We start from the raw sequence: 21624 nt of genomic DNA, 5'->3' as shown, positions 1-21624 counted from the left end.
GAGTCTTAATCCTATTGGGGTAAGTGATACTAAAGTTGGTTTTGATTTTATTCTATGAGTTTTTTATCTAGTGCGTATTTGATCAGTCCAGCGGAAGTGTGAATCTCTAGCTTATTTTTTATGTTTTGTCTGTGGGTTTCAACAGTGCGCACGCTAATATTGAGGGACTGGGCAATTTCTTTATTGGATAATCCTGTGGCCACTTCTTTTAAAACGGCGGTTTCTCTTTTTGTAAGAGGCTCTTTTTGATTCGCCGCGGGCATGTTTCCTGTGAAAAGAGAGGCCGATGCTCCCGAACTGAAATAGGTGCCTCCTTGGTGGACGGTTGAGATAGCGTGAATTAATTCTTCTGACGACACATCTTTTAACACATACCCATTGGCTCCTGATTGAATTAAAGACAGAATATACTCTTTTTCATTGTGCATGCTTAACATGAGAATCTTTACTAAAGGTTGCTCATCACGAAAGCGTTTTGTTGCTTCTAACCCATTCAGGATTGGCATAGAGACATCCATCAGAACGACATCGGGTGACAGCGCTTTGGCTTTGTTTAATGCTTCAAGACCGTTGCAAGCCGTTCCTATGACTTCTATATGATCTTCTAGCTCTAGGCGGGCTTGTAGGCCGTCTAACACTAATACATGATCATCAACGAGTAACAGTTTTATGGTATTGGCTAGATTAGACATAGATGGCCTTTTATTGTTGTTATTTGATTAAAGGGTTTGCTCAAGAGGAAGCTTTGCATAGATTTTTGTGCCGGCCCCTTTGTGAGACTCTAGGGTAAAATCGCCTCCTATCAGTTCCATTCTTTCTCTCATATTGATAAGGCCAATGCCTGGTAACAGCTCTGTGTTTTGAGAGAATCCTTTGCCGTTATCAAGGCATTCCAGTTTGACGGTAGTTTTGTCTTGCCAGATATTAATGGTGACTTTATTGGCCTGTGCGTGTTTTTCGATATTGCTAAGGGCTTCTTGAATCAATCGATAAATGGTAATTTCGATCTCATCTGGTAAGTCATTGATCAGTTTCCCTGAATAAAAAATTTCTATACCAGTACGCTCGCTAAATTGACTGGTTAGGGATTGAATAGCGGCATCCAAACCTAAGTCATCTAACAGTGTAGGGCGTAAGTTATGGGAGATTTGTCTGACCTCATTAATGGTTTGATTAATCAGTTCTTCAGCTTTATCTAGCTCTCCTTCGATAACCTTAACGTCATGGTTACGCTTTAGCTTATTTGTTGCCAGCTCAACCCGAAATTTACAAGAAACTAACAGTTGATTGATGCCATCGTGTAGCTCTCTAGAGAAGCGACGGCGTTCGTTTACCTGAATACGCATAAAGCGCTGAACTAATTCTTTTAGTCGTGAGTCGGCTAGTCTGTGTTCATGGAGGTTAATGGCTAAGCCCAGTAATATCACCAAAATAACGGTGACAATGACAATAACAATCACGCTAAAGAAGCTTTTTTGAATATTAGAGTTCATTATTGCTTGGGTTTTGGCTAGCTCATCGTATATGTCATCTAAATACAGGCCCGTCCCAAGCATCCAGTCCCAGCGTTCAATCATAATGGAATAGCCAATTTTGTCTTCTTGAATCATATAAGGTGGCTTTTCCCAGATGTAGCGATGAAAGCCGCCACCTTGTCGTGCAGCCGATATAAGGTGCTGTATTAAGTAATTACCTGATCTATCTTGAAAGTTCCAGAGATTTTGGCCAACAAAAATTGGTTGGGTAGGGTGAACAAGGTTAACACCATCCATGGTATAAACAAAAAAGTAGCCATCATCGTCATAGGTTAAGCGAGTCAGAATTTTTTTTACTTGTTCTTGAGCGACTTTGTCATCTAGGGAGTAATCATCCAAGATGGGTTTGATGGCCGACATGGCAATGCCAACATGACTTTTTAATGCTTGCTTTTTAACGTTGATTAAATTGAATTCGTAAATGGCCAATTCTTGTGCGGCAAGGTCTTTGGCTGATTGTAAACTTAAATAGGTGATAATGGCGGTCGCCACAATGAGCGGCACAACGGCGAGTAAGATGATTTTACTTTTTAAATTCATGTGGCCACCAGTGATATTGTAAAGATAAAAAAGCAGGACTCAATCCTGCTTTTTTATCATGTATTACTAATTATTGAAGATAATACAAGGTTAGTCCATACCATAAAGTTCAGGGAAGGTAATAATGCTAATTAACACAAGAACTTGTATCAAGATAAAGGGCAATACACCTTTGTAGATGTCTGTGGTCCTGATGGATCTTGGGGCCACCCCTTTAAGGTAGAATAGACTAAACCCAAACGGTGGAGTTAAGAAAGACGTTTGTAAATTCATGGCAATCAGGATGGCAAACCAAACCATATTGATACCAAGCGCTTCAGCAACAGGTGCTAAAATGGGGACGATAATGAAGGCTATTTCGATAAAGTCGATGAAGAAGCCAAGAATTAAAATGGCCAACATCGCTAAGGCAATGAACCCCCATTTCTCTCCAGGTAAATCCAACAGGATTTCTTCTACTATGTAATCTCCGCCAGTATAGCTAAATGCCATAGAGAAAGCGGTTGCCCCCATTAGAATGGCAAATACCATCGCGGTTACCTTGACGGTTTCAACGCTGCTGTCAAACAGCATTTTCCAACTAAATTGACGATAAAGCAGAGCCAGGATGATGGCGCCAACGCCACCAAGTGCAGATGATTCAGTCGGTGTCGCGATGCCAGTAAAAATAGAGCCTAATACCACTAATACGAGTGTGAGTGGCGGCAAAATGGCTTTTAAAGCGCTGCGAATTTGCTCACCACGAGTTTCAGTTAAATCATCTTGAGGGATAGGTGGTGCCATCTCAGGATTCATGTAAGTTAAAATGAGAATGTAAATAATATAACAAACAATCAGAACGATGCCAGGTAGTAAAGCGGCTTGGAAAAGGTCGCCTACAGGAATTCCAAGTACATCACCTAATATGATTAAGATGATTGAAGGGGGATGATCTGTCCCAAGGTGCCAGAAGCACAAATGGTTCCGCATGCTAAAGATTTATTGTAATTGTATTTGAGCATTACAGGTAATGAGATTAATCCCATTGCGACAACGCTGGCTCCGACAACCCCTGTTGATGCGGCAAGTAAGGCACCAACTAGAATAGTGGAGATGGCTAGCCCGCCTCTCACTCCACCAAATAATTTCCCCATGGCTTCTAATAACTGCTCAGCCAATTGTGTTTTTTGTAACACAATACCCATAAAAACAAATAAAGGAACGGCCATCATGACCGTGTTTTCCATGTAGCTCTGTATGCGGAAGGGCATAAAGGCAAACATGTCAAAACCTTCTGCGAAAACACCAAAAATTAGTGCTACGCCACCGAATGTAAATGCAACTGGAAAGCCTAATAAAAGCATAAACAGTGCAACAAAGAACATTATGATACCAATCATAAAAAACCTACTCTAAAACGTTAAATAAATTGAGGTTAGTGTTGTATTGGAGGGTGGTTGAAACCTTCCTCACTCACACCGCGAATGGCGTTAATAGAGCGCAAAAGCATCCCCACACCTGCGATTGCCATAGAAAAGAAGGCAAAAGGAATGACGGCTTTTATAATCCAACGATAAGGTAGTCCACCCGGGTCGCCACTGGTTTCGCCTAATAAAAAAGCTTCGTGAGAGAAGAAAACTCCGTAATAAGCAACCAGTAAGGTAAAAGGTAAAAGAAAAAAATGCTGCCGAATAAATCAATCCATGCTTTACCTTTGATGGATAGATTTTCATAAATTAAATCGACACGAACATGGCCACCGTTTTGAATGCCATAAGGAATACCAATTAAAAATATGGATGCGTATAAATGCCATTCTAACTCTTGCATACCAATAGAGACGTCGTTAAAGGCATAACGCATCAATACGTCATAAAACACATTAAAAAGTAGCAGAATGAAAAGAACAGCAGAAAGCATGCCTAATAGATTGGTAAAACGAGCAATGCCGCGTTCTAGGCGAATTAATAACATAAGGAACTCCTAGACATTAAGGCATGGCAGGCAAGAGGGGGCCTGCCATGATAGAGGGTTATTCTGAAATGGTTTCTAAGCTGTCTAGATACGCTCTATCAGAAATGTTGGTCCATACACGTGCTGTTTTTAGGTATTCAGCTTGAGAGTCTAGGATCTCTTTTGCTAATGGATCAGCAGCGGCTTTCTCTTCAAGTAGCTCTTGATTGGCTTTTTTCATTGCTGCAAGAACGTCTTTCGGGAAGGTCTTCACCTGAACATTTGGGTATTCAGATTTCATGGTTACCCAGTTTGTACCACTTTCATGATATGACTGCACATACATTTCATAAGACGCCAGTTTCATTGATGTGGTCAGTATTCGTTGTAGGTCTTCAGGTAGACGATCGAATGAACGTTTGTTGACTAGGAACTGCAGTTCTGTTGCAGGTTCATGCCAACCAGTGTAGTAGTAGGGCGCAATTTTGTGGAAGCCCATACGTAAATCAAGTGACGGTCCAACCCACTCAAGTGCATCAATGGTGTTACGCTCTAGAGCTGTATAAAGTTCGCCAGAAGCGATATTTGTTGGTTTAGCACCGAGTTTTGCCAGTACTTCACCAGCGAACCCAGGAATACGCATTTTTAGACCTTGAAGGTCATCAAGAGAATTGATTTCTTTTTGGAACCAGCCCCCCATTTGGTTACCCGTATTGCCACCAGGGAAAGACATCAAGCCAAAAGGTTGGTAGACTTTTTCCATTAACTCCATGCCGCCGCCGTGATAGAACCAACCGTATTGTTCAGGCGTAATCATGCCAAATGGCATGGTGGTAAAATAAAGCGTGTTAGGTACTTTACCTTTCCAATAATAAGAGGCGGAATGACCCATGTCATATTGGCCTGAGCGAACCATATCGAAAATACCCAGTGGGGCTTTGTGTTTGTTAGAAGAATCGATTGTGATTTTTAGACGGCCGCCGGACATTTCTTCAGCCATTTTTGCCATATTTCGTGGCGCTTCACCAAAAATAGGGAAGTTGGAGGCCCAAGTCTCAGCCATTTTTAAGCGGTACACTTTGTCTGCCGCCATGGATGGCATGGAAAAAGCGGTAAGAGTCACTGCGGTCGCAGCAAGTAACGTCGTTGTTTTAAAGGACATCATTGTTTTTATCATCCTGCATTGTTGATTATTATTGTTTGTTGTTAAAGCCCTTACATAATCGCGTGTAAAGCCCTTGTAAACTATTCGTATGAATACCGAAGTTTTGCTCGGGAATTACGTAGTTGGCATACGTATTACTACGTACGGCAGGATGAAAAAAACCAGCGATAAGGCTGGTTTTTTGTGAGTAGTGATCTTTAGGTTGATTTGAAAATCTTAGAAAGTCATATTCATACCTACTGAGAAGACATCTGCAGAGGTTTCATAATCAGCATCTAACCGGCCTCGAACTGAGTCTTCAGGCGCGCCATTACGGTTTACTTTCACATCATCGATACTAACGTTAGTATAGGCGGCGGTAAGAGTCATCTCTTGATTAACTTGATAGCTTGCACCAAGTGAAATCCAAGTACGGTCACCGTCCGGTGTTCTCGCTGAACGATATTGATCTGTTATTGGAGAGTTATCAACGGCATAGCCTGTTCTAAGGGTGAGTTTCTTAGAGGCTTTATAGGTTGCGCCAATGGAGTATAGCCATTGGTCTTCAAAGCCAAAAGTAAGTACCGAATTAGGCTGCTTCACATTGTCGTCGCCTAGATCAAAGGCGATGTCTAAGCCATCCATTGTCCCCCAGCCTGTTCGTATTGCGCTGGCCCCAAGGGTTAGTTTGTCGTTAATATCTTGCTCGAAGCCAAAGGATAGAACGTCAGGGAAGGAGATCTCATCAAAAACATAGGCATTATCAATGCCTTTGCTGAGAAGAGTTGAATTGACATTGTTGTATTTAACATCCCCTTCAAAGCTAAAGTCTATTTCTGAGCGATAGCCAATACCGATACGAGTACCTTTTTGAGGTTCAAATTTGATACCAAGAGCATAGCCAACAGCCAAATCATCTGCTTGGATGTTACCGAAGCCATCTCCCTTGGCACTGTTACCACCTTGGAAATCCGTTAACGCTGAATCTAAGATAACTTCCGCGCTATGTAATTGAACACTGGCGCCAACAGAGAGTTTGTCGGAGTACTTGTGAGCAACAGAAAATGCAAAAGCAATGTCAGACACTTCTGATTTAGATGAGTGGTAACGCCCCGCCCAGTTAGGTCCATATTCTCCTGAAAGTCCAAAAGGAACATTAAGTGACGCCCCCAGTACGGTTTTCTTTGATATCGGGTGTGCATACACAATAGAAGGAACAAGAGTCGTATCTACAATGTCACCCGGAGAACTTGCGCCCGTTAAGTCGTTGCCTGTTGCATCCGTGGCTGAGTTTACGGTCACTTTCATATCCGGAATGACCAGGGCTCCGGAAATATAAAGCGTCGGTTTATCTGTATTTGCGAGATTCGCAGGGTTCCAAAAACTGGTAGAGATATCTTCATTGCTTGCAGCAACACCTGCAAGCGCGTTGCCTGATGCTGTCGCACTGTGATCATTTAAAGCAAAGCCGGCTGCATTTACAGTTTGAGATGTTATAACCAAAGAGGCTAAAGCAATACCAGTGCTCAATTTTGTATATTTAAACATATTGTTCTCCTAAGTCGTTGAGTGGTAAGGCTATTATTGGATTGTACTTGATGGATCTGAGGTTGCCGATTGAACTAGACGACCTTCAGATTTCAAGAAACTAATCACTTGAGATTGCATCTCAGTAGTGGCACGTGCAGCGGCTTCAACGGTGAGTCCAAATTTAGCTTGCTCTGTGTCGCTAGCCGTATTACTTAAAATACTGGTGTGCTTACCAACTAGGAAATTAGTATAGACTCTTTGTCCGGCTGCAGAAGCGGCTGTACCGGATATTTTTGTAAGATTTAGTGACTCAATAACCCCTTTGGTGCCTGCTAATGGAAATCCATCTTCAGTTAAGTTATTTGGTATTGTTTGATCGCTTAGATTAACACCATTACCTACAATTTGAGTAACCAAGGTTGGTGTCGTCGTTGTTTTAGCGGCCCAAGCAATAGAGTCTCCGCCATCAACAACCGTTTGTGCGCCATTGACGAAAGCTGAAATAAAGCTGCTGTAGGACAAATTAACGATTTGATTAAAGGTTTCATTAGCCACAGGATCTGTGCTGTCTCTAAAACCAATCACTTCGGCAGGTGTATAGCCTACTGCTGAAGCAACCGATCCAGCGAAACCATTAGTTTGCGTTAGTGTGCTTTTAACAATGGGTCCAAAGGTAGGAGAATATCCCATTATTGCGGCAGTCTGTGCTCCATTAACCGTAAGCGCTGATGCGGTATAAAGGAATGGGTTTTCTGTGCCAGTCACAGGGGTTGAGCCTGAGCCATTATAAATTTCGGACATCCCTTGAACCATGGTTCCGATAATCGAGCCTAAAGAAACACCTAGTAAACTGGTTTTGTCTTTATTAACGGTTAATCCTGTTGCCGTGTTAAGGGCAGACAGATCTGAATTGCGAATAGCATATTTTAGTGCGAGCTGATCACTGGCGGCTTGTCTTAAGTTGTCACGGGCCGTTAACAAGCTAGCTAAGTTACCAAAGACGGCTGCGCTGCCGTTTTGGTAAAGACTGCCGTAGCTTGGGTCTGTTGCTGTTACTTCATATTCAGAGTCTGCATCGACATTGGCAGAACGCGAACCGTGTAACGGTTGATCTATGGCAATGGTTATCATGCCTTGACTTGCAAATGCAGGAGCAATAGGGAAGACCGTTTCTTTGATTGCGGTGATTCCATGAACGAATTGTACAATCGGAATTTCAGTAATAGGAGCGCTTGGATTTTGAGCATTCATCGCAGCAATCAATGTTGCGCTTGGAACAGTAATTTGTACTTTTACAAGATTAGGTTGGCCAATTACTTGAGTTGGTTCAACCGGTTCTGGGCCGCCTTTCCAAACAGCTTGTCCAGCGCTGTTCTGCCAGTTGCCACATAAAGTGATGCCAGTTGCACAAGTGTTTAGTCCAGGAATTGTCACTCCAGGATAAGGTAAGAAGTAAGGCAGATCTAATTCAGCCTGATAAACAAGGGTGTTATCTGCGACAAAAGCGGCAGACGAATTGTCATCTAGAGTAACACCAAAATTGGCGGCTAATATTTGTCTAGCCGTTAAACCGGTATTGACAAGGTTTGTTAATAAACCATTGTCCGCAACAATTTTGTCCATTACAGCTTGAGCAACCGGTTCAATAGACTGGGTTGTGAATGTGGCAGAATAGGTAATGTCGGCCGCTTCTATTTGAGCTAAGAAAGCGCCCGTTGTATTCATACCTTGAATCAATGTACCTAGCGCTGCATTAGCACCAAGGTTTGCCACGGGTGTTTCACTTAACGCATTAAATGTATCAGAACGAGTAACGGCTTGGCCGAAATTGTCTTTGGTTTTATTAGTGACTAAATAGAAGTAACTGGTATTGCTTTTTAATGGTTTTAATGGGGTTACAACAATGCCAGAAGTGCTGGCAGATGTTGAGTAATCTGTACCATGAACCAACTGCGTTATCGATGCGGGATTTGCGGTACAGGTGCCTGATGCAAAGCTGGTTCCTTGTGCGCATTCAAATAGTAATACGGAATCACTTTGGCTAACGGAGCTTGCATCTAGTGTAGAAAGCGTTTTTTCTTGGTCTGGTAGTTCTATCGCAATGGTAAATGGGCTACTTATACCCCAGCCATCAAGTTGAGCGGTAGAGGAATAAACATCAGCGGAAGCTTGGTTTGGTATGCGTGATAGTCGACCGGCGGTTACTGGGTCTAATGACCCATCTTCCATTAATATATCATTCGGCGTAGATAGGACGCCATTTGTAGGATTAAAGCTAACAATAGGGTCATCAACTGTTGCAGCAGTAGGGTTAGCGGTCTTTGAAATATCATCATTATCAACCAATTTTTCCGCTTGGTTACACCCAGTTAAAGCTACTGTTGTTGCAATTAAGGTAGCGAGTACGGTTTTATTCATCTTAATCTCACTCTTTTTTTGTTTTCGAGTTAAAGCGTTATTTTTAAACTTAGTATCTTGATATTACCGATATGCATTATGTATAACTTACTTTATGTTTATTTGGTATAAAAATAAATAGCAAAATCACATTAAAAACAGGTTTTCAGAAGATTAAATGGATATTTTACTGAAATGGGTTCGTCATATTTGGAAGGGATATATATGGTATAAACTTGGAGAATAAAATTTCGGTATTTTACAAAACTGTCCATTGTTTATTTTCCCTATTTAGACTTAGTATACCATTCTTAATTCTTTTGCTTTAGCGTGATTGTTGTCAGTCCACTCTTGGCTAGGAGTAGGCTTTCCATAGTAGTACCCTTGAAGAGTAAGGCAACCTAGTGAAATGAGCAAGTTAGCTTGTTCTTTTGTTTCAATTCCTTCGGCAATAACTTTCATATTAAGGGAGTCCGCCAACTGTATGGTTGATTTTACAATATCAAGATGACGGGCATCATCTGGTAAGGGCGAAATAAAGCGTCGATCAATTTTTAAGATGTTGGCAGGGATATCCACCAGTTGCCCTAATGAAGCTTGTCCTGTGCCAAAGTCATCAATGGCTATGGAGAAACCATATTGAGATAAGGCTCTTAATCTCTTATGGATTAATGGATGTGTCATGACTTCACTGGTTTCAGTTATTTCAAGTTCAAGCATTTTTGACAGCCAGGGATAATCGGCGTTCATTGACATAAGTAGAGCAAAGAAAGAGTCATTCATTAGCTCTTGTCCTGCTAGATTAAAGGCAACAGGCGTATTAATTTTCTCGCGATGCCAAACTTGCAAAATAGAAAAAAGTTCACGAAGCAAATTTTCGGCTAATTGGGGGAGCAAACCCAATGTTTCAGCAATACGGATGAATATCATTGGAGAAACAAATGTGCCATCTTTTTTCTGCCATCGAGCTAGCGCTTCGAAGGATACAATTTGACCAGTCGGAGAAACCTGAGGTTGTAACCAAATTCGAATGTCATTTCTTTTAATGGCGGCATTTAATTCCATGCCTAGCTGGTGTTCTTCAAATAATTTTTCTTCCAGAGCATGATCAAAGTAGGAAACCCGTTCCGCCTCGTTGGTATACTCTAAAGCCATTTCGCAATGCTCTAACAAGTCTTCGGCGCTTTTTCCATCCGCCGGGAAATAGGTTACACCGATTTGATATTGCATCGTTAACAGATCATTCTTGATTTTTAGCTGTTCAGGTAAAATAGATTGAATTAAGGAAGAAAGATTACGTTGTATAAAATAAGTATGGCTAAGAGGAACAAAGCAGGCAAATTTCACCCCTCTTAAGCGACCAATAATGGCTTGATCAGACATTTTATTCTGCAATGATTTTGCAAAAGCCAGAATGATTCGATTAGCTTGATCTTTACCATAGCGCTTATTCAGTAGTTTAAATTGGCTAATACGAATAATAAACATGGCACCCGTACCCATTTGGTTTGATGCAGAAAGGCGTTTATTGACTTGAGAGCAAAAATGACCGTGGTTCGCAAATTGAGTTAACGCATCAAAACGCACAATACGGCTATTGGTTTCTTGTGTATTAACCAGCTCTAACTTCAATGCTTTTAAGTGAGTGATGTTTTGTAAGTGCAATACATAATGATCATGGGTCGTTAGGTTGGATCGATGCAATTCTAAATGTGTATCTGGAGAAAGCTTAATAGAACACTCTGTTGAGTTAGACTCCCAAAAGTAATGACCTGATGAGTTTTTACCAAGCGGTGACATCCAAGTGTTGATCATAGAGTTTTCAATAGAATTGGTGTTATTTTTATCAAGCAACTCTTTTGCTTCTTTATTGGCCTTGAGAATCTTGCCATGACGATTACACAAAAGAGTAGGTGTTCCTGTATGCTCAAAAATCTCCTCATAAAGAGCCGAGTTATGATTTAGGCGTCGATAAAGTGATTGAACGTGACGTGAATTAGACTCTAATGCAAAGAAAACACGAGATACCGCGAACGGTAATGCCACATTGAAGGCGACGAATATGAGTATATGTAAATAATGAGATGAAAACGGCAGTGAAATATCGACAGTAGGGAAAAAGTTAAAGTTTGTCTTCGTTAGAATGACGGCAAGGGTTATTAAGTTGAAAAAACTGGCGTAAATGGCGTATTTATAATTAAAGAAGATTCCTGTAAAGGTTGGCAATATATACATGAGTATTAACGCAACTTGCAGTATGCCTTCATTTTTTATAGTGGCGGCAAACACGAACCCACTGGAGCCAACGATAAATAGACAGTAGCGTGCCGTGTTTTTAGGGAGCATTTTATTAAAAACGAGGGGAAGCAATGCGCCAACTAAATAAAAGGCATTAACAAGTAAGGCCGCTTGGTTGCCTTCTTGGATCGCATACCAAGAATTATGTATGACTATACCTGAAATCGATACAAATCCACATACCACCATAATGCGTAGAGCACTCAGTTGGAAGGTCTTTGTGTCGTATCGAGACAATTGTTTAGAACTGATTAAAAAAAAATCTTTTATAAAATTTTTAAACATATAGTCGCTTTACTTATAAAAAGATCGCGAAAAATAGACAGAAGCGATCACGAGTGACTTCAACAGTAACGAAAAAAATCGAATTAGCCAATACGATTTCGAGTGAAAGTGATACTTTTCTTACGTTAAATGGTTATCCCACTGTAGGTCGTTGAATTTTTGTACTAGTTGCGCCTTTTTTTCCAGTGCGTTGATATGAAAAAACTTTCCTCTCCCAGTTGAAACCATAAACTCGAAAGCCTTAGAGGTTTCTTTTAAACCACACACGTCCATTAAGACGGTGTTATTTAAAAAGGCTTGTTGTTCCATTGACCAAAATGCAACCAAACCTCCTCTTGGTGTTGTTACGGCTAATACTTTTCCTGACGCATCGAAGCGAACGCTGCCGCAATATTGTTTGAAGCGCTGACGAATGGGTTCGGGCATGGTGAGGTATTGGATGTGATCCGACTTAATATCTGTAATGCCTACTAAGGGAACCGTATCCCATTTTGGACCTTGATACTGAAAAGCAACAGCTACTTGACCCTGTTGGTTGACATGCAAATGACGAATGCTCAGTTGATGCAGCTCTGGTGGGTGGGTAACTTGGTGCATAAGGCGACCGTCTTTTAAGGAGATAAAAGAGACGTTGGGTTGCATACTGTCAATGTTTTCTATTTTACGATCATTATCCGGGTGTGTCTTGAGTCCTCCGTTGGCGATAACAAGCGTGGTTTTATCCATTAAGCAGGACTGATGAGGGCCGATACCATAACTTGGCCACTCGTGAAGGACAGTGCCAGTTTCCCAATCGCGGACAAATATTTTCCCGTCACCAGAGGCATAATGATTTTCCTGAGTGATTAATGTCTTACCGTCTATGGAAAATAGAGCATGACCATAGAAATGATGCCCAGAAGTCGGTTGTAATTGTTTTAGTCGCTCACCTGTATCTGTATCGAAAAGGTCCAGGTAAAAACCAGGTCGTCGGGCTACAATCGCGACTATGGGCTTGTTCGGATGGAAAACGGGGGCATGAGCGCGTGCCTCAAGAACGTGTTTCCAAACAAGAGTGCCATTATTTTTAAGCAATGCTAGGTGATGTTGTTGATGTTTATCAGTAAAGGCCGACGCAAAGTGCTCTTGATGAAGACTACTCACAGCGGGTGCCGTAGCCGTTGCAAGGGCTTTCGTAGACCATAAAGGTGAGTTAACCATACCCAATAGTGACATATTGAGTCCGGTCAATTTAAGAAAGGATCGACGATTCACCGCGATTAATCTCCATCCCGGCTGTTAAAGCCAATGTTAAATCCAAGTTTCACAATGAGTTGTTGCAGTTGTGACTGGCTTTGGGAGATGGATTTTACTAATAGAGCCACCTGATGCTTACTGGCTTCCGTATTCGCGACGGTTTTATTCATAAATAGATCAGACGGTAACGTTTGTGCAATATTGAGGCTTGTTAAAAACTGATCGTCTAATGCTTGAGACTGTTCTGGATATAACTTGTATGATAAATCATATAAAGACGGTGTACCTGAATGATACAGATCAATATACGTTTGTAGGTTCTGCTTAATAGCATTCAATGACTGCTTACTTTGATAAAACTCGGCCATTTTTGGTTTGGCTCTATCGTTATATCCCAGAGGCACTTCGATCTTACTGTCTTTTAAGACGGACAAATGTTCTAGCCATTGCTGCAACAGCTGTTCAAGAGCCAAGGTATGTAAGTCGGTATCACTGTCTTCTTCCGCAAAAACCCATTCTTCAACTGTGTGGTTTTGCCATTCTCCGGCAATATCCCCTGTTGTGTCCGCATGATGTTGAGCAATTTGGTAAAGCAGATTGCAGTTGACGCTATCGTTTATAGGATTGAAACTGTCGCGATAGAGTATGGCTTCTATCGCTGTTAACCCTTTGACAGCAATACTGGCTTTTTTCCAAAAACCGTCTTTATAAGTTGAATCAATATTTTGTTTTAACGTGCGTAGCTGCCTAGTGGTGATACTTTTCTTATCTGGCCAGAATTGAAACCCATAGAAACGCATAAAATAACTGACTGGACCAAAGTTAAGCCATTGCACTTCTTGCCAGTCAAGCATGTTGTGTTCAAACGCCGTACGAGTGGAGGAGAGCTGCTGTTCATTTGGTACGGCGCACAATTGTTGGATTTCATGAGACAGGGTTTCTGCGGACTCATGATATTCTTGATATTTTGGTTTTAGAAAGGTGTTTTGAATACCTTCAAGAGGCCCTTGCCATTGGGCTGCGCTGGATACAGAAGAAAACAGCAAAGAGGAAATAAGCAAACCAGAAGAGTAAAGTAGATGTGTAGTATGAGCCATTTATAAAGATTCCAAAAAATAAAGTAATGCGTTGCGATCCTTTAATGATGAAGACAAATAAGCCGCTTGCGACGCTGAGGCTTCACCTCCATGCCATAGGATGGCTTCATTTATCGTTTTTGCACGTCCGTCATGTAAAAATCCTCCTTGAGGGTTTTTCGCTAGACGCTTGCTCATTCCCCATAAAGGCGCTGTACGCCATTCACGGGCAGAGGCTGAGTATTCAGTAAAGCCGCTGGCTAATGCGTCTCCCATGTCGTGTAACAGGAAATCACTAAACGGGAGAATAACGCGATTCTCGAGCGTAGAAGACAGAGTGCTGGTGGCCGTTGTGTATTTAGGTACATGACATGCTATGCAATTCAACGCGATAAATTGTTGTTTCCCCTGTTCAAACGCCGCGGTTGCGGTATTTTGAATTCGTACCACAGGTAATGTGCCAAGATAAATATTAACCCAATTTACTTGTTTTTGGTTAATTTCAAGGTTGTCTAAATGAGGAGAATTACCATTAGGTGCGTTTAAACAGGTGATTTGTTGTTGGGTACAATCCCCAGAAGCAGTTTGAAAAAGCGGTGTTGATAAGCCTATGTCTCCATTAAAGGCACTTTGATTCTGTTGATCTAATGTTGGCTGAGTGGCTTTATAACCAAAGCGGCCAATTTTCCAACTGGCTGTTTTTCTATCCCAAACAACGTTAGCTCTACCGCTTATACCGTCTTTGTCTTGATCATCTGGATCGGCATTCGCCAAAATAGCCTCGTCAGAAAGTGCATCAATTAGCCCCATCCCTGTTAAATGAGGTGATAGACGGGCTGATAAGCCGGTATGCTGATGGATACTTGAAATGCCCTTGTTTAACTCTTCGTTCATTTCCAACTTATAGCTAGGAACGGACAGCTCTATTATCGTCCCATCATCAAAACGTACGTTTTTAGAAGCGTACATAATGGCAAAGCTGGGCTCTGCGATGAGCCCTTGCACGCTTCGGGTTTGCAGCTGATGACCATAAATGGGATCAGGCCACACGGAGTGTTCAGACTTGAGTTCGTCAGGCGCTTGAGTTAAACCTAAGCGTATAAAAAAGGTGCTGGTATTGCGAGTGGACTCTCCTGCATTCGGTCTTTTGCCTCCCCCTTCATTTAAATGGCAGGTATGGCAGGAGCGAGCATTGAACAGTGGCCCCAACCCATCGCTTGCTAACGTTGACGATGGGGAACTTGCCCATAGTTTTTCAAAAATGGCTTCTCCTAATACAGATGAAAAATCAGCGTCTTGATTAGATGCATCAGATATAGGTGAGGAGGAAGAGGGGCTGGCAGCAGTTAAAACGGGTATAAAAAGAAGGCTGGCACAGATGCCAGCCTTTAACTGTGTGTTAAAACAGAAATGTGATGTCATTTTAGATCGAATTCTCAATAAATGGTTCGATTTAATGGATCTTTATATTAAAAAACGCTGTCTGGGTTATCAAGGCTATCAGATCCTTCAAGGCTGATTCCCTGTAAATCCAATAGGCGAATAATTTCTTCAGTTGTACGCGTTTCACTTACTAAAGAATCAATGAAATTATTCACAACTTGATTGCCAGCCGTATTGTTCATACCAATTAGGACATCAAAAGTGTTGCCCTGCATTGCTTGGTCAACCATGACTTGAGCGGCCGCTTCAGTCGCCATTAAGCGCGCTTTCATTGTCACGTCAAGGCTTGGTTGCGCTTGTTGAACGAGAGTAGACAAAGACGGTCCTTTTACTAATGTGCCATCTATGCGAGTGTATTCACCTAAGTAGGCGTTTTTAATACCTTTTGCATCGTAGTAATGTGAGTAGTGGGTATTATCAGAGAAGCAATCATGCTCTTCTTCTGGGTCATGTAACAATAAGCCTAATTTGGTTCTTTCGCCACCCAGCTCGCCATAAGCTAAGCTGCCCATGCCAGTTAAAATAGTCGATAAACCTTGATCACTGGATTGTTCTAACAATGCCACACGAGCTGCACCGGCGTGTTTCCAATTTTGGGCCATTTCTTCTAAATCACTGATCAATAGATCCGTCGCTGCGAGTAAATATTCTCTACGGCGTTCGCAGTGACCGTTTGAGCAATTTTGCAGATCGTAATCGGATGCTGGACGTTCACCCGCACCCTTGTTTGTGCCATTTAAATCTTGACCCCATAGTAGAAACTCAATGGCATGATAGCCACTGGCCACATTTGCTTCTACACCATCGGCCTCGTGTAAATGTTCGGCAATCAACTCTGGCGTTATCTTGCTTGCATCAAGCGTGGAGCCGCCGATAGTTAAAGTTTTATTGGCAATGATATTCGCGCTGTAAAGAGAGTTAACATCGGACTCTTCGCCATAAGCGCTCGTATCCACATAATCGATTAAACCTTCATCAAGAGGCCACGCATTTACTTTACCTTCCCAATCATCAACGATGGCATTACCAAAGCGGTAAACTTCACTTTGTTGATAAGGGACACGAGCGGCAATCCACGCTTCTTTCGCTTTTGCTAGGTTGCTTTCAGTCGGATGATCTAAAAAGACCTGAATTTGATCACGCAATGCCATCGCGGTGATAAGAGAATCTTCATATACGGCTTCAGCAATATCGGCATATTGAACAACAACCGCACTTTTTAAGCTCTCTATAGGTACGGCTGTGTGTTCTTGAGTTGGGTTCTGGCTACAGGCAGACAGTAATGCTGCAGCCACTATAGATACTGCAAAAATCGGTGCGGAAGAAAGTTTCATTTTATGGGCTCCTTTAAAAGTTAAAGGATACAATAATGTAAATGATAATGCTTATCAATAATTTAAGTGAAATTATTCCACCTATTTTGAAAAAAAGTCTTTAAGAAGTGAGTTTTTGATTATATTGCGAGTGCGTATAAATATTGCTTATAGAAGGTAAGGGGGCTTTGAAAATAATGCCATATTAAGATAAAGCTAGGGTTGTCTACATAAAGGAGGGGCGAAAGTATTTCGAATATAAACGATGCGGTCGCGTACCTTATCGCTGTACGTATCTCATAGCCGTGCTTACCTCGTCATATACAAGGCAAGCATTGATACGAAACCGACATCAGTGAACAGTATTAGAGGCAGGTTTTAGAAAAAGAGTTCAAGCTTGAATTGCTTACACTGTAATTACACGCAGAGTTTCTCAATAAGTTTTCTCCTTCCCATGAGACAGTCACACTTTTAGGGGTGCTGTTTGGGTAACTAGGAATAAAGCGATAAGAGGCTAAGACACTTATTGAGCTATTAGGACCTAATTCAATAGAGCGGCCAACCAAACGAGACCGTGTTGTCATATCGTAGAGGTTGTAGTCAGTCGTATATTCAAGTGCGCCATTTTCGTGCTCGAAGTTAAGCCAGATATCACGATAAATGACGGTTTTGTTCGTCGGATTAGTAAACTTTAACTTGGTATAAATAAGTTGCGGTGTACTTAAGGTGTTGGTCGTTGATACTTTTTGGTAAGCACTCTTAGACAGGCTTTCTTGCCAAGGTAAGACTCCGCCAAATGAAATATTTGTCAGCTCTATAGTGTGCTGTTTAAGAGAGTCACTAATGAGGTTAATAATGTCTTTCATCGGTGCATAAAGAGCCACAATTAAAAGCAGTCCTATTATATGCTTCATCGAATTAGGTACAGCGCGATTAATCAAAGAGGTCATAAGGGTGTCCTTGGTCAATTTTCAGTGTATGGATATACAGTACTGTACAAAACAACAGTAGTCAATAAAAAGATATCCACAGCGTACTTTCGAAATGCGTGTTTATTTCTGAATAAGTGATATTCATTATGACAAGCGAGGAAATTTAGTTCGCACTATCGTTGAATAAGACTTGTTTTATAAAATTACATAAAAAATTTAAGCGTAAAGAATGTAAATTTTTCTTGTAGTCCTATTGACATGGTTGCTAAAAAAATAAGAAAGTAATTGTATCGGCTTTGTAACTTATTGTTTTAAAAGTAAAAATTGACAGTTCCCACAGTGTTTTTCACGGTTTTTGTGGACAGAATCAAAGTCAATATCTTTTCTCATTTAGTTTGGTCGGGATCAAAAAAATATTTCTCAGAAAGAATCTGTTTAGCGTATTGACAAATTTAGCACATGAAAAAATTGAGGTAGAAGACAGGTTTTTTTAACAGAAAATCAAAAAAGCATTTTTTTAACAGGGATTCAACGGTTTATAATGCAGCCTTATTTTTAGATGTGAATGATTGTGAATAAAGTTGACGTAGTAATTATTGGTGCCGGTGCTTCTGGTTTAATGTGTGCCGCCACAGCAGGTTATCGAGGTAAATCTGTGTTGGTTTTAGACCACGCAAATAAGGCCGGTAAAAAAATCCTGATGTCTGGAGGAGGGCGTTGTAACTTCACTAATATGGACGCCTCGCCAAAACACTTTTTATCCTCCAACGCGCATTTTTGCATCTCTGCGCTGAGGCGTTATTCACCGCAAGATTTTGTTGACCTTGTTGATCGACACGGACTGGAGTATGTGGAAAAAACACCCGGTCAGTTATTCTGTGAACACTCGGCTAAAGATCTATTGGCTATCTTACTGACCGAATGTGAATGGGCGGGTGTGACCATTCAGTTGAACACGAATATTGAACAGGTCGAAGACATTCCAACCGATACCAATTCAGAGCAAGACAGTCTCCATTCCGTCAAACGCATTCACACTTCCAACGGAATAATAGAATGCGATTCCTTGGTGATAGCCACCGGTGGGTTATCTATACCTACTATGGGTGCTACGGGTTTTGGTTATAAAGTAGCGGAGCAATTTGGACTAACCGTGTTGCCGACTCGTGCAGGCCTAGTGCCATTAACCTTGCAACCTAGTGACAAAGAGCGTTTTGCTGAGCTTTCTGGTGTCAGTAGTGATGTCACCGCTTCCTTTAACGATACTCACTTTACTGAACCCATGTTATTTACCCATAGAGGACTCAGTGGCCCTGCTATATTGCAAATCTCCAATTTTTGGACACCCGGTCACCCGATATTCATCAACTTAATACCACAACAAGATATCAAAGCTCAGTTAATACAACTACGCCAGGATTCACCCAAAGCCACATTAGAAAAATGGCTAACGAAACAGCTTCCAAAGCGCTTAGTACAAGTATTAGTCGAAGAAAATGAGTGGCAGGGGTCTTTCAGTGAGTTAAGTAACGCTAAAATAGACCGTATCTCTGAACAACTCAGTAACTGGATCATCAAGCCCAACGGTACAGAAGGCTACCGCACCGCTGAAGTGACGCTAGGAGGAGTCGATACCGAATTTGTCTCCTCAAAAACCTTTGAAGCCAAAAATGTACCAGGCTTGTACTTTATTGGTGAAGTACTGGACGTCACCGGTTGGCTTGGCGGCTATAACTTCCAATGGGCATGGGCCAGTGGCTACGCCGCCGGGCAGTTTGTTTGATTTCATTAATAAAAGGGGTCAGTGGTTAAGGGTTCTGACCCCTTTTTATAAATATTGCAGGCTTCGGGTTATCAATGGAACTAATGGAACCCGCATAAGTTGCAATAAAGGCATAAGGCACGGTACTCGCTAGCCAAGTGCTTAAAAAGGTTCTAAATCGAAGCCTCATCATGCCAGCCAGACACGCAGAGACCTCTGGTAAAATAGGAATGGCTCTGGATAGAAGTATGGTCACCAAACCGTGTTTTTGAAACAGGGTAATCGCTTCCATAAAAGGGGTCAGAACCCTTAAAAATACTATAGCGTTTAGCATCTCAGCGGTGTGAGTGTTTAAGGGTTCTGACCCCTTTTTAAATCGTGTGGATGCGATTAGTTTTTTGGTTCCCAAGTATTCAGAACGTCTTTACGCATTTGAGATTTCTCAGCAGGTGATGCGCCCCAGTTGCCTTTGTACACTTTGCCTTCCCAGTCGCCATAAGAAGGGTTTGGTAATACGATGAATTTAGTACCAAACAAATCTTTGTTTTTCTCAACGGCTGCGTGGCTTTCTTCAATCGTTTCTACGCGGAAGTCGCTTGAGAAATCGTTTAAGTTATCACCAATAAACAAGGCGATGTCGTGGTGTTCTGCGATGATTTCACGACGAGGTTCTTTGTTGCTGGTGGAGGTTCTTAGCATTAGGTGTGTATCGTCAACATATGGAAAACCTAGTTCAATAAGGTTTTTACGAGTGCCTTCTAAGCCAACGATTTTGCGGTTCGTCACGTAAAACACTTCACCGCCATTGTTTGCCACGTAATTTAGGAAGTCTTTTGCGCCTGGCATGGCTTTGGCTTCGCTGGCGTCCATCCATTTCGCCCACGTTTTGCTTGAGTAACCGAAGTCTTTATCGATTAACCAAGTTTGGTACGCGCTGTTGTCGATAACCGCTTCATCTGCATCGACGACAACGGCAATTTTTTTGCTACCTGTGTAAGAATCGGAGAAAGTGTCGAATTGCATTTTCGCAAGGTTAAAGGCTTGGTAAGACAAGGCTTTAAATTCGCCAGAGGCTTGCATCCAAGTGGCGGCTAAAACGGACTGCTCATTTAAGTTTTTCTGAGAGTACTCGGCATCATGAGCTTGTACAGATAAGGAAAAGCTGCCGGCTATAAATACGGCTGATAAAGCCAAAGTACGTAAGCTAGAGTGACGCATTTTAGAACTCCTAACATATTAAGATTTGGGGTTATCGAACTTACAAAAAACATCCGCAATCAGATGATTAGCCGATGATAAGTGCATGATCTGCTTGGGAATATAATATCAGGTTTTCTCCTAATAAAGGGAAAGAAACACTGTAAATGTAAGGCGATATTGAAGGAAAAAGCGTCATTGCTCGTCTTTATTTTTTAGGAGTGTTTTCCCCTTAAAAAGGCTTGAATACAGCAAGGACAATAATAGAGATGACAACACTCAATAAAGTCGTACAGGCTTTGCTCATATTGAATGACACCTTGTTTTCAGATGAATGAGTCATACGTTTGATCTTCCCTGAATGCATTCCGTGTATGGTGACTAGGATAACGATTAAAGGTATTTTAACGTGTAACCAAGCATGATCGAGCCAACCAAAATTCATTGCCATGAATAGGCCACTTCCTATGGCCATGAACATCGCCGGCGCAACCATAAATCGATCATAAATAGTGAGAAGACGCAGTCTTGCCACTTCTTGCGGTAAAAGTGTCCCAGGTAACATCTTACCCAAATGCAAGGACAAGATTTGCATGGTCATGCCAGATAACCACATAAACAAACAGATTAAGTGTAAGGATTTAACGAGAGAATAGATCAATTCTATAACTCCTTTTTAGCGTTGGCGGATTGGCGTGCAAGGCGACTGACAATAAAACCCCCAAATGGAACAAAGGCGGCGCAACAGATTTTGATCAAATACTTTTTACTCCAGTTTTCTTCCGCGGCCGCATTGAACGATGACCAGAGATATAAAATAAACGTCATTCCATGAATAGGGCCCAATAACTGAACCATGAGAGGCATGTGAGCCAAGTGTTTCAATGGTACGGCAATACCAATAAGTAAGAGTAAAGTAATTCCTTCGATCATCGCGATTCTCTGAAGGGAAGTAAAATGATCAGTACTTTTATTGTTTATCATCGCGGCACCGGATTTAAGTG

Annotated in this window: 17 protein-coding genes and 1 pseudogene; 1 reads left to right on the top strand and 17 read right to left on the bottom strand. The window is 41.6% G+C overall.

All coding sequences use genetic code 11. The features are described from left to right. Positions 1 to 47: 47 nt before the first annotated feature. The 13 genes and pseudogenes from O1D97_RS11990 to O1D97_RS11930 form a co-directional block, all read right to left on the bottom strand. Positions 48 to 692 (bottom strand): response regulator transcription factor, encoded by a 645-nt coding sequence (locus O1D97_RS11990; RefSeq protein WP_269125885.1) that lies wholly within the window; start codon positions 690 to 692, stop codon positions 48 to 50. 27 nt (positions 693 to 719) lie between these two features. Then, complete coding sequence (locus O1D97_RS11985) at positions 720 to 2075, bottom strand: cache domain-containing protein (RefSeq protein WP_269125883.1); 1356 nt, start codon at positions 2073 to 2075, stop codon at positions 720 to 722. 90 nt (positions 2076 to 2165) lie between these two features. Continuing rightward, positions 2166 to 3454, bottom strand: a pseudogene (locus O1D97_RS11980) (TRAP transporter large permease). Between the two features lie 208 nt (positions 3455 to 3662). Continuing rightward, the gene (locus O1D97_RS11975; protein ID WP_330221476.1) at positions 3663 to 4028 is read right to left on the bottom strand and encodes a TRAP transporter small permease subunit; all 366 of its coding nucleotides are present in this window, start codon (positions 4026 to 4028) and stop codon (positions 3663 to 3665) included. 58 nt (positions 4029 to 4086) lie between these two features. Further along, a complete protein-coding gene (locus O1D97_RS11970) occupies positions 4087 to 5172 on the bottom strand; it encodes a TRAP transporter substrate-binding protein (RefSeq protein WP_269125882.1) in 1086 nt (361 codons plus the stop codon). A gap of 216 nt (positions 5173 to 5388) precedes the next feature. Continuing rightward, on the bottom strand, positions 5389 to 6699 hold the full coding sequence (locus tag O1D97_RS11965) for an OmpP1/FadL family transporter (RefSeq protein WP_269125880.1): 1311 nt from the start codon (positions 6697 to 6699) through the stop codon (positions 5389 to 5391). 33 nt (positions 6700 to 6732) lie between these two features. Continuing rightward, positions 6733 to 9099, bottom strand: coding sequence for a hypothetical protein (locus tag O1D97_RS11960; protein ID WP_269125878.1), 2367 nt, complete (start codon positions 9097 to 9099; stop codon positions 6733 to 6735). Between the two features lie 276 nt (positions 9100 to 9375). Further along, positions 9376 to 11661, bottom strand: a complete 2286-nt coding sequence (locus tag O1D97_RS11955; protein WP_269125876.1) for a GGDEF domain-containing phosphodiesterase — start codon at positions 11659 to 11661, stop codon at positions 9376 to 9378. Between the two features lie 120 nt (positions 11662 to 11781). Then, complete coding sequence (locus O1D97_RS11950; RefSeq protein ID WP_269125874.1) at positions 11782 to 12915, bottom strand: DUF1513 domain-containing protein; 1134 nt, start codon at positions 12913 to 12915, stop codon at positions 11782 to 11784. Positions 12916 to 12920: 5 nt separating this feature from the next. After that, positions 12921 to 13994, bottom strand: a complete 1074-nt coding sequence (locus O1D97_RS11945) for an imelysin family protein (protein WP_269125873.1) — start codon at positions 13992 to 13994, stop codon at positions 12921 to 12923. After that, the gene (locus O1D97_RS11940) at positions 13995 to 15395 is read right to left on the bottom strand and encodes a di-heme oxidoredictase family protein (RefSeq protein WP_269125871.1); all 1401 of its coding nucleotides are present in this window, start codon (positions 15393 to 15395) and stop codon (positions 13995 to 13997) included. It abuts the gene before it with no gap. 47 nt (positions 15396 to 15442) lie between these two features. Next, on the bottom strand, positions 15443 to 16750 hold the full coding sequence (locus tag O1D97_RS11935; protein WP_269125869.1) for an imelysin family protein: 1308 nt from the start codon (positions 16748 to 16750) through the stop codon (positions 15443 to 15445). 344 nt (positions 16751 to 17094) lie between these two features. Beyond that, on the bottom strand, positions 17095 to 17679 hold the full coding sequence (locus O1D97_RS11930) for a hypothetical protein (RefSeq protein WP_269125867.1): 585 nt from the start codon (positions 17677 to 17679) through the stop codon (positions 17095 to 17097). 547 nt (positions 17680 to 18226) lie between these two features. Between O1D97_RS11930 and O1D97_RS11925 the strand changes: the two genes are divergently transcribed. Next, on the top strand, positions 18227 to 19444 hold the full coding sequence (locus O1D97_RS11925) for a BaiN/RdsA family NAD(P)/FAD-dependent oxidoreductase (protein WP_269125865.1): 1218 nt from the start codon (positions 18227 to 18229) through the stop codon (positions 19442 to 19444). Between the two features lie 25 nt (positions 19445 to 19469). Here O1D97_RS11925 and O1D97_RS11920 read toward each other — a convergent pair whose 3' ends face one another. The 4 genes from O1D97_RS11920 to O1D97_RS11905 all read right to left on the bottom strand — a co-directional run bounded on the left by O1D97_RS11920 (position 19470) and on the right by O1D97_RS11905 (position 21604). Continuing rightward, positions 19470 to 19715 (bottom strand): VTT domain-containing protein, encoded by a 246-nt coding sequence (locus tag O1D97_RS11920; protein WP_269125863.1) that lies wholly within the window; start codon positions 19713 to 19715, stop codon positions 19470 to 19472. 98 nt (positions 19716 to 19813) lie between these two features. Then, complete coding sequence (locus O1D97_RS11915) at positions 19814 to 20641, bottom strand: 5'-nucleotidase, lipoprotein e(P4) family (protein ID WP_269125860.1); 828 nt, start codon at positions 20639 to 20641, stop codon at positions 19814 to 19816. A gap of 211 nt (positions 20642 to 20852) precedes the next feature. Continuing rightward, positions 20853 to 21281, bottom strand: a complete 429-nt coding sequence (locus O1D97_RS11910) for a CopD family protein (protein WP_269125858.1) — start codon at positions 21279 to 21281, stop codon at positions 20853 to 20855. Between the two features lie 2 nt (positions 21282 to 21283). Continuing rightward, entirely contained in the window at positions 21284 to 21604 is a 321-nt protein-coding gene (locus tag O1D97_RS11905) for a DUF3817 domain-containing protein (RefSeq protein ID WP_269125856.1), read from the bottom strand. Positions 21605 to 21624: the final 20 nt, after the last annotated feature.

The sequence above is a fragment of the Marinomonas phaeophyticola genome, from assembly GCF_026966905.1.
Classification (GTDB): Bacteria; Pseudomonadota; Gammaproteobacteria; order Pseudomonadales; family Marinomonadaceae; genus Marinomonas; species Marinomonas phaeophyticola.
This window is presented reverse-complemented; position numbering and strand designations above follow the sequence as displayed.

What these genes read in the sequence shown, in the direction of transcription:
- O1D97_RS11990 (WP_269125885.1), bottom strand. Translation starts at nt 692, where the DNA reads ATGTCTAATCTAGCCAATACCATAAAACTGTTACTCGTTGATGATCAT.
- O1D97_RS11945 (WP_269125873.1), bottom strand. Translation starts at nt 13,994, where the DNA reads ATGGCTCATACTACACATCTACTTTACTCTTCTGGTTTGCTTATTTCC.
- O1D97_RS11965 (WP_269125880.1), bottom strand. Translation starts at nt 6,699, where the DNA reads ATGTTTAAATATACAAAATTGAGCACTGGTATTGCTTTAGCCTCTTTG.
- O1D97_RS11960 (WP_269125878.1), bottom strand. Translation starts at nt 9,099, where the DNA reads ATGAATAAAACCGTACTCGCTACCTTAATTGCAACAACAGTAGCTTTA.
- O1D97_RS11955 (WP_269125876.1), bottom strand. Translation starts at nt 11,661, where the DNA reads ATGTTTAAAAATTTTATAAAAGATTTTTTTTTAATCAGTTCTAAACAA.
- O1D97_RS11985 (WP_269125883.1), bottom strand. Translation starts at nt 2,075, where the DNA reads ATGAATTTAAAAAGTAAAATCATCTTACTCGCCGTTGTGCCGCTCATT.
- O1D97_RS11935 (WP_269125869.1), bottom strand. Translation starts at nt 16,750, where the DNA reads ATGAAACTTTCTTCCGCACCGATTTTTGCAGTATCTATAGTGGCTGCA.
- O1D97_RS11905 (WP_269125856.1), bottom strand. Translation starts at nt 21,604, where the DNA reads ATGATAAACAATAAAAGTACTGATCATTTTACTTCCCTTCAGAGAATC.
- O1D97_RS11915 (WP_269125860.1), bottom strand. Translation starts at nt 20,641, where the DNA reads ATGCGTCACTCTAGCTTACGTACTTTGGCTTTATCAGCCGTATTTATA.
- O1D97_RS11930 (WP_269125867.1), bottom strand. Translation starts at nt 17,679, where the DNA reads ATGACCTCTTTGATTAATCGCGCTGTACCTAATTCGATGAAGCATATA.
- O1D97_RS11925 (WP_269125865.1), top strand. Translation starts at nt 18,227, where the DNA reads ATGATTGTGAATAAAGTTGACGTAGTAATTATTGGTGCCGGTGCTTCT.
- O1D97_RS11975 (WP_330221476.1), bottom strand. Translation starts at nt 4,028, where the DNA reads ATGTTATTAATTCGCCTAGAACGCGGCATTGCTCGTTTTACCAATCTA.
- O1D97_RS11920 (WP_269125863.1), bottom strand. Translation starts at nt 19,715, where the DNA reads ATGGAAGCGATTACCCTGTTTCAAAAACACGGTTTGGTGACCATACTT.
- O1D97_RS11970 (WP_269125882.1), bottom strand. Translation starts at nt 5,172, where the DNA reads ATGATGTCCTTTAAAACAACGACGTTACTTGCTGCGACCGCAGTGACT.
- O1D97_RS11940 (WP_269125871.1), bottom strand. Translation starts at nt 15,395, where the DNA reads ATGACATCACATTTCTGTTTTAACACACAGTTAAAGGCTGGCATCTGT.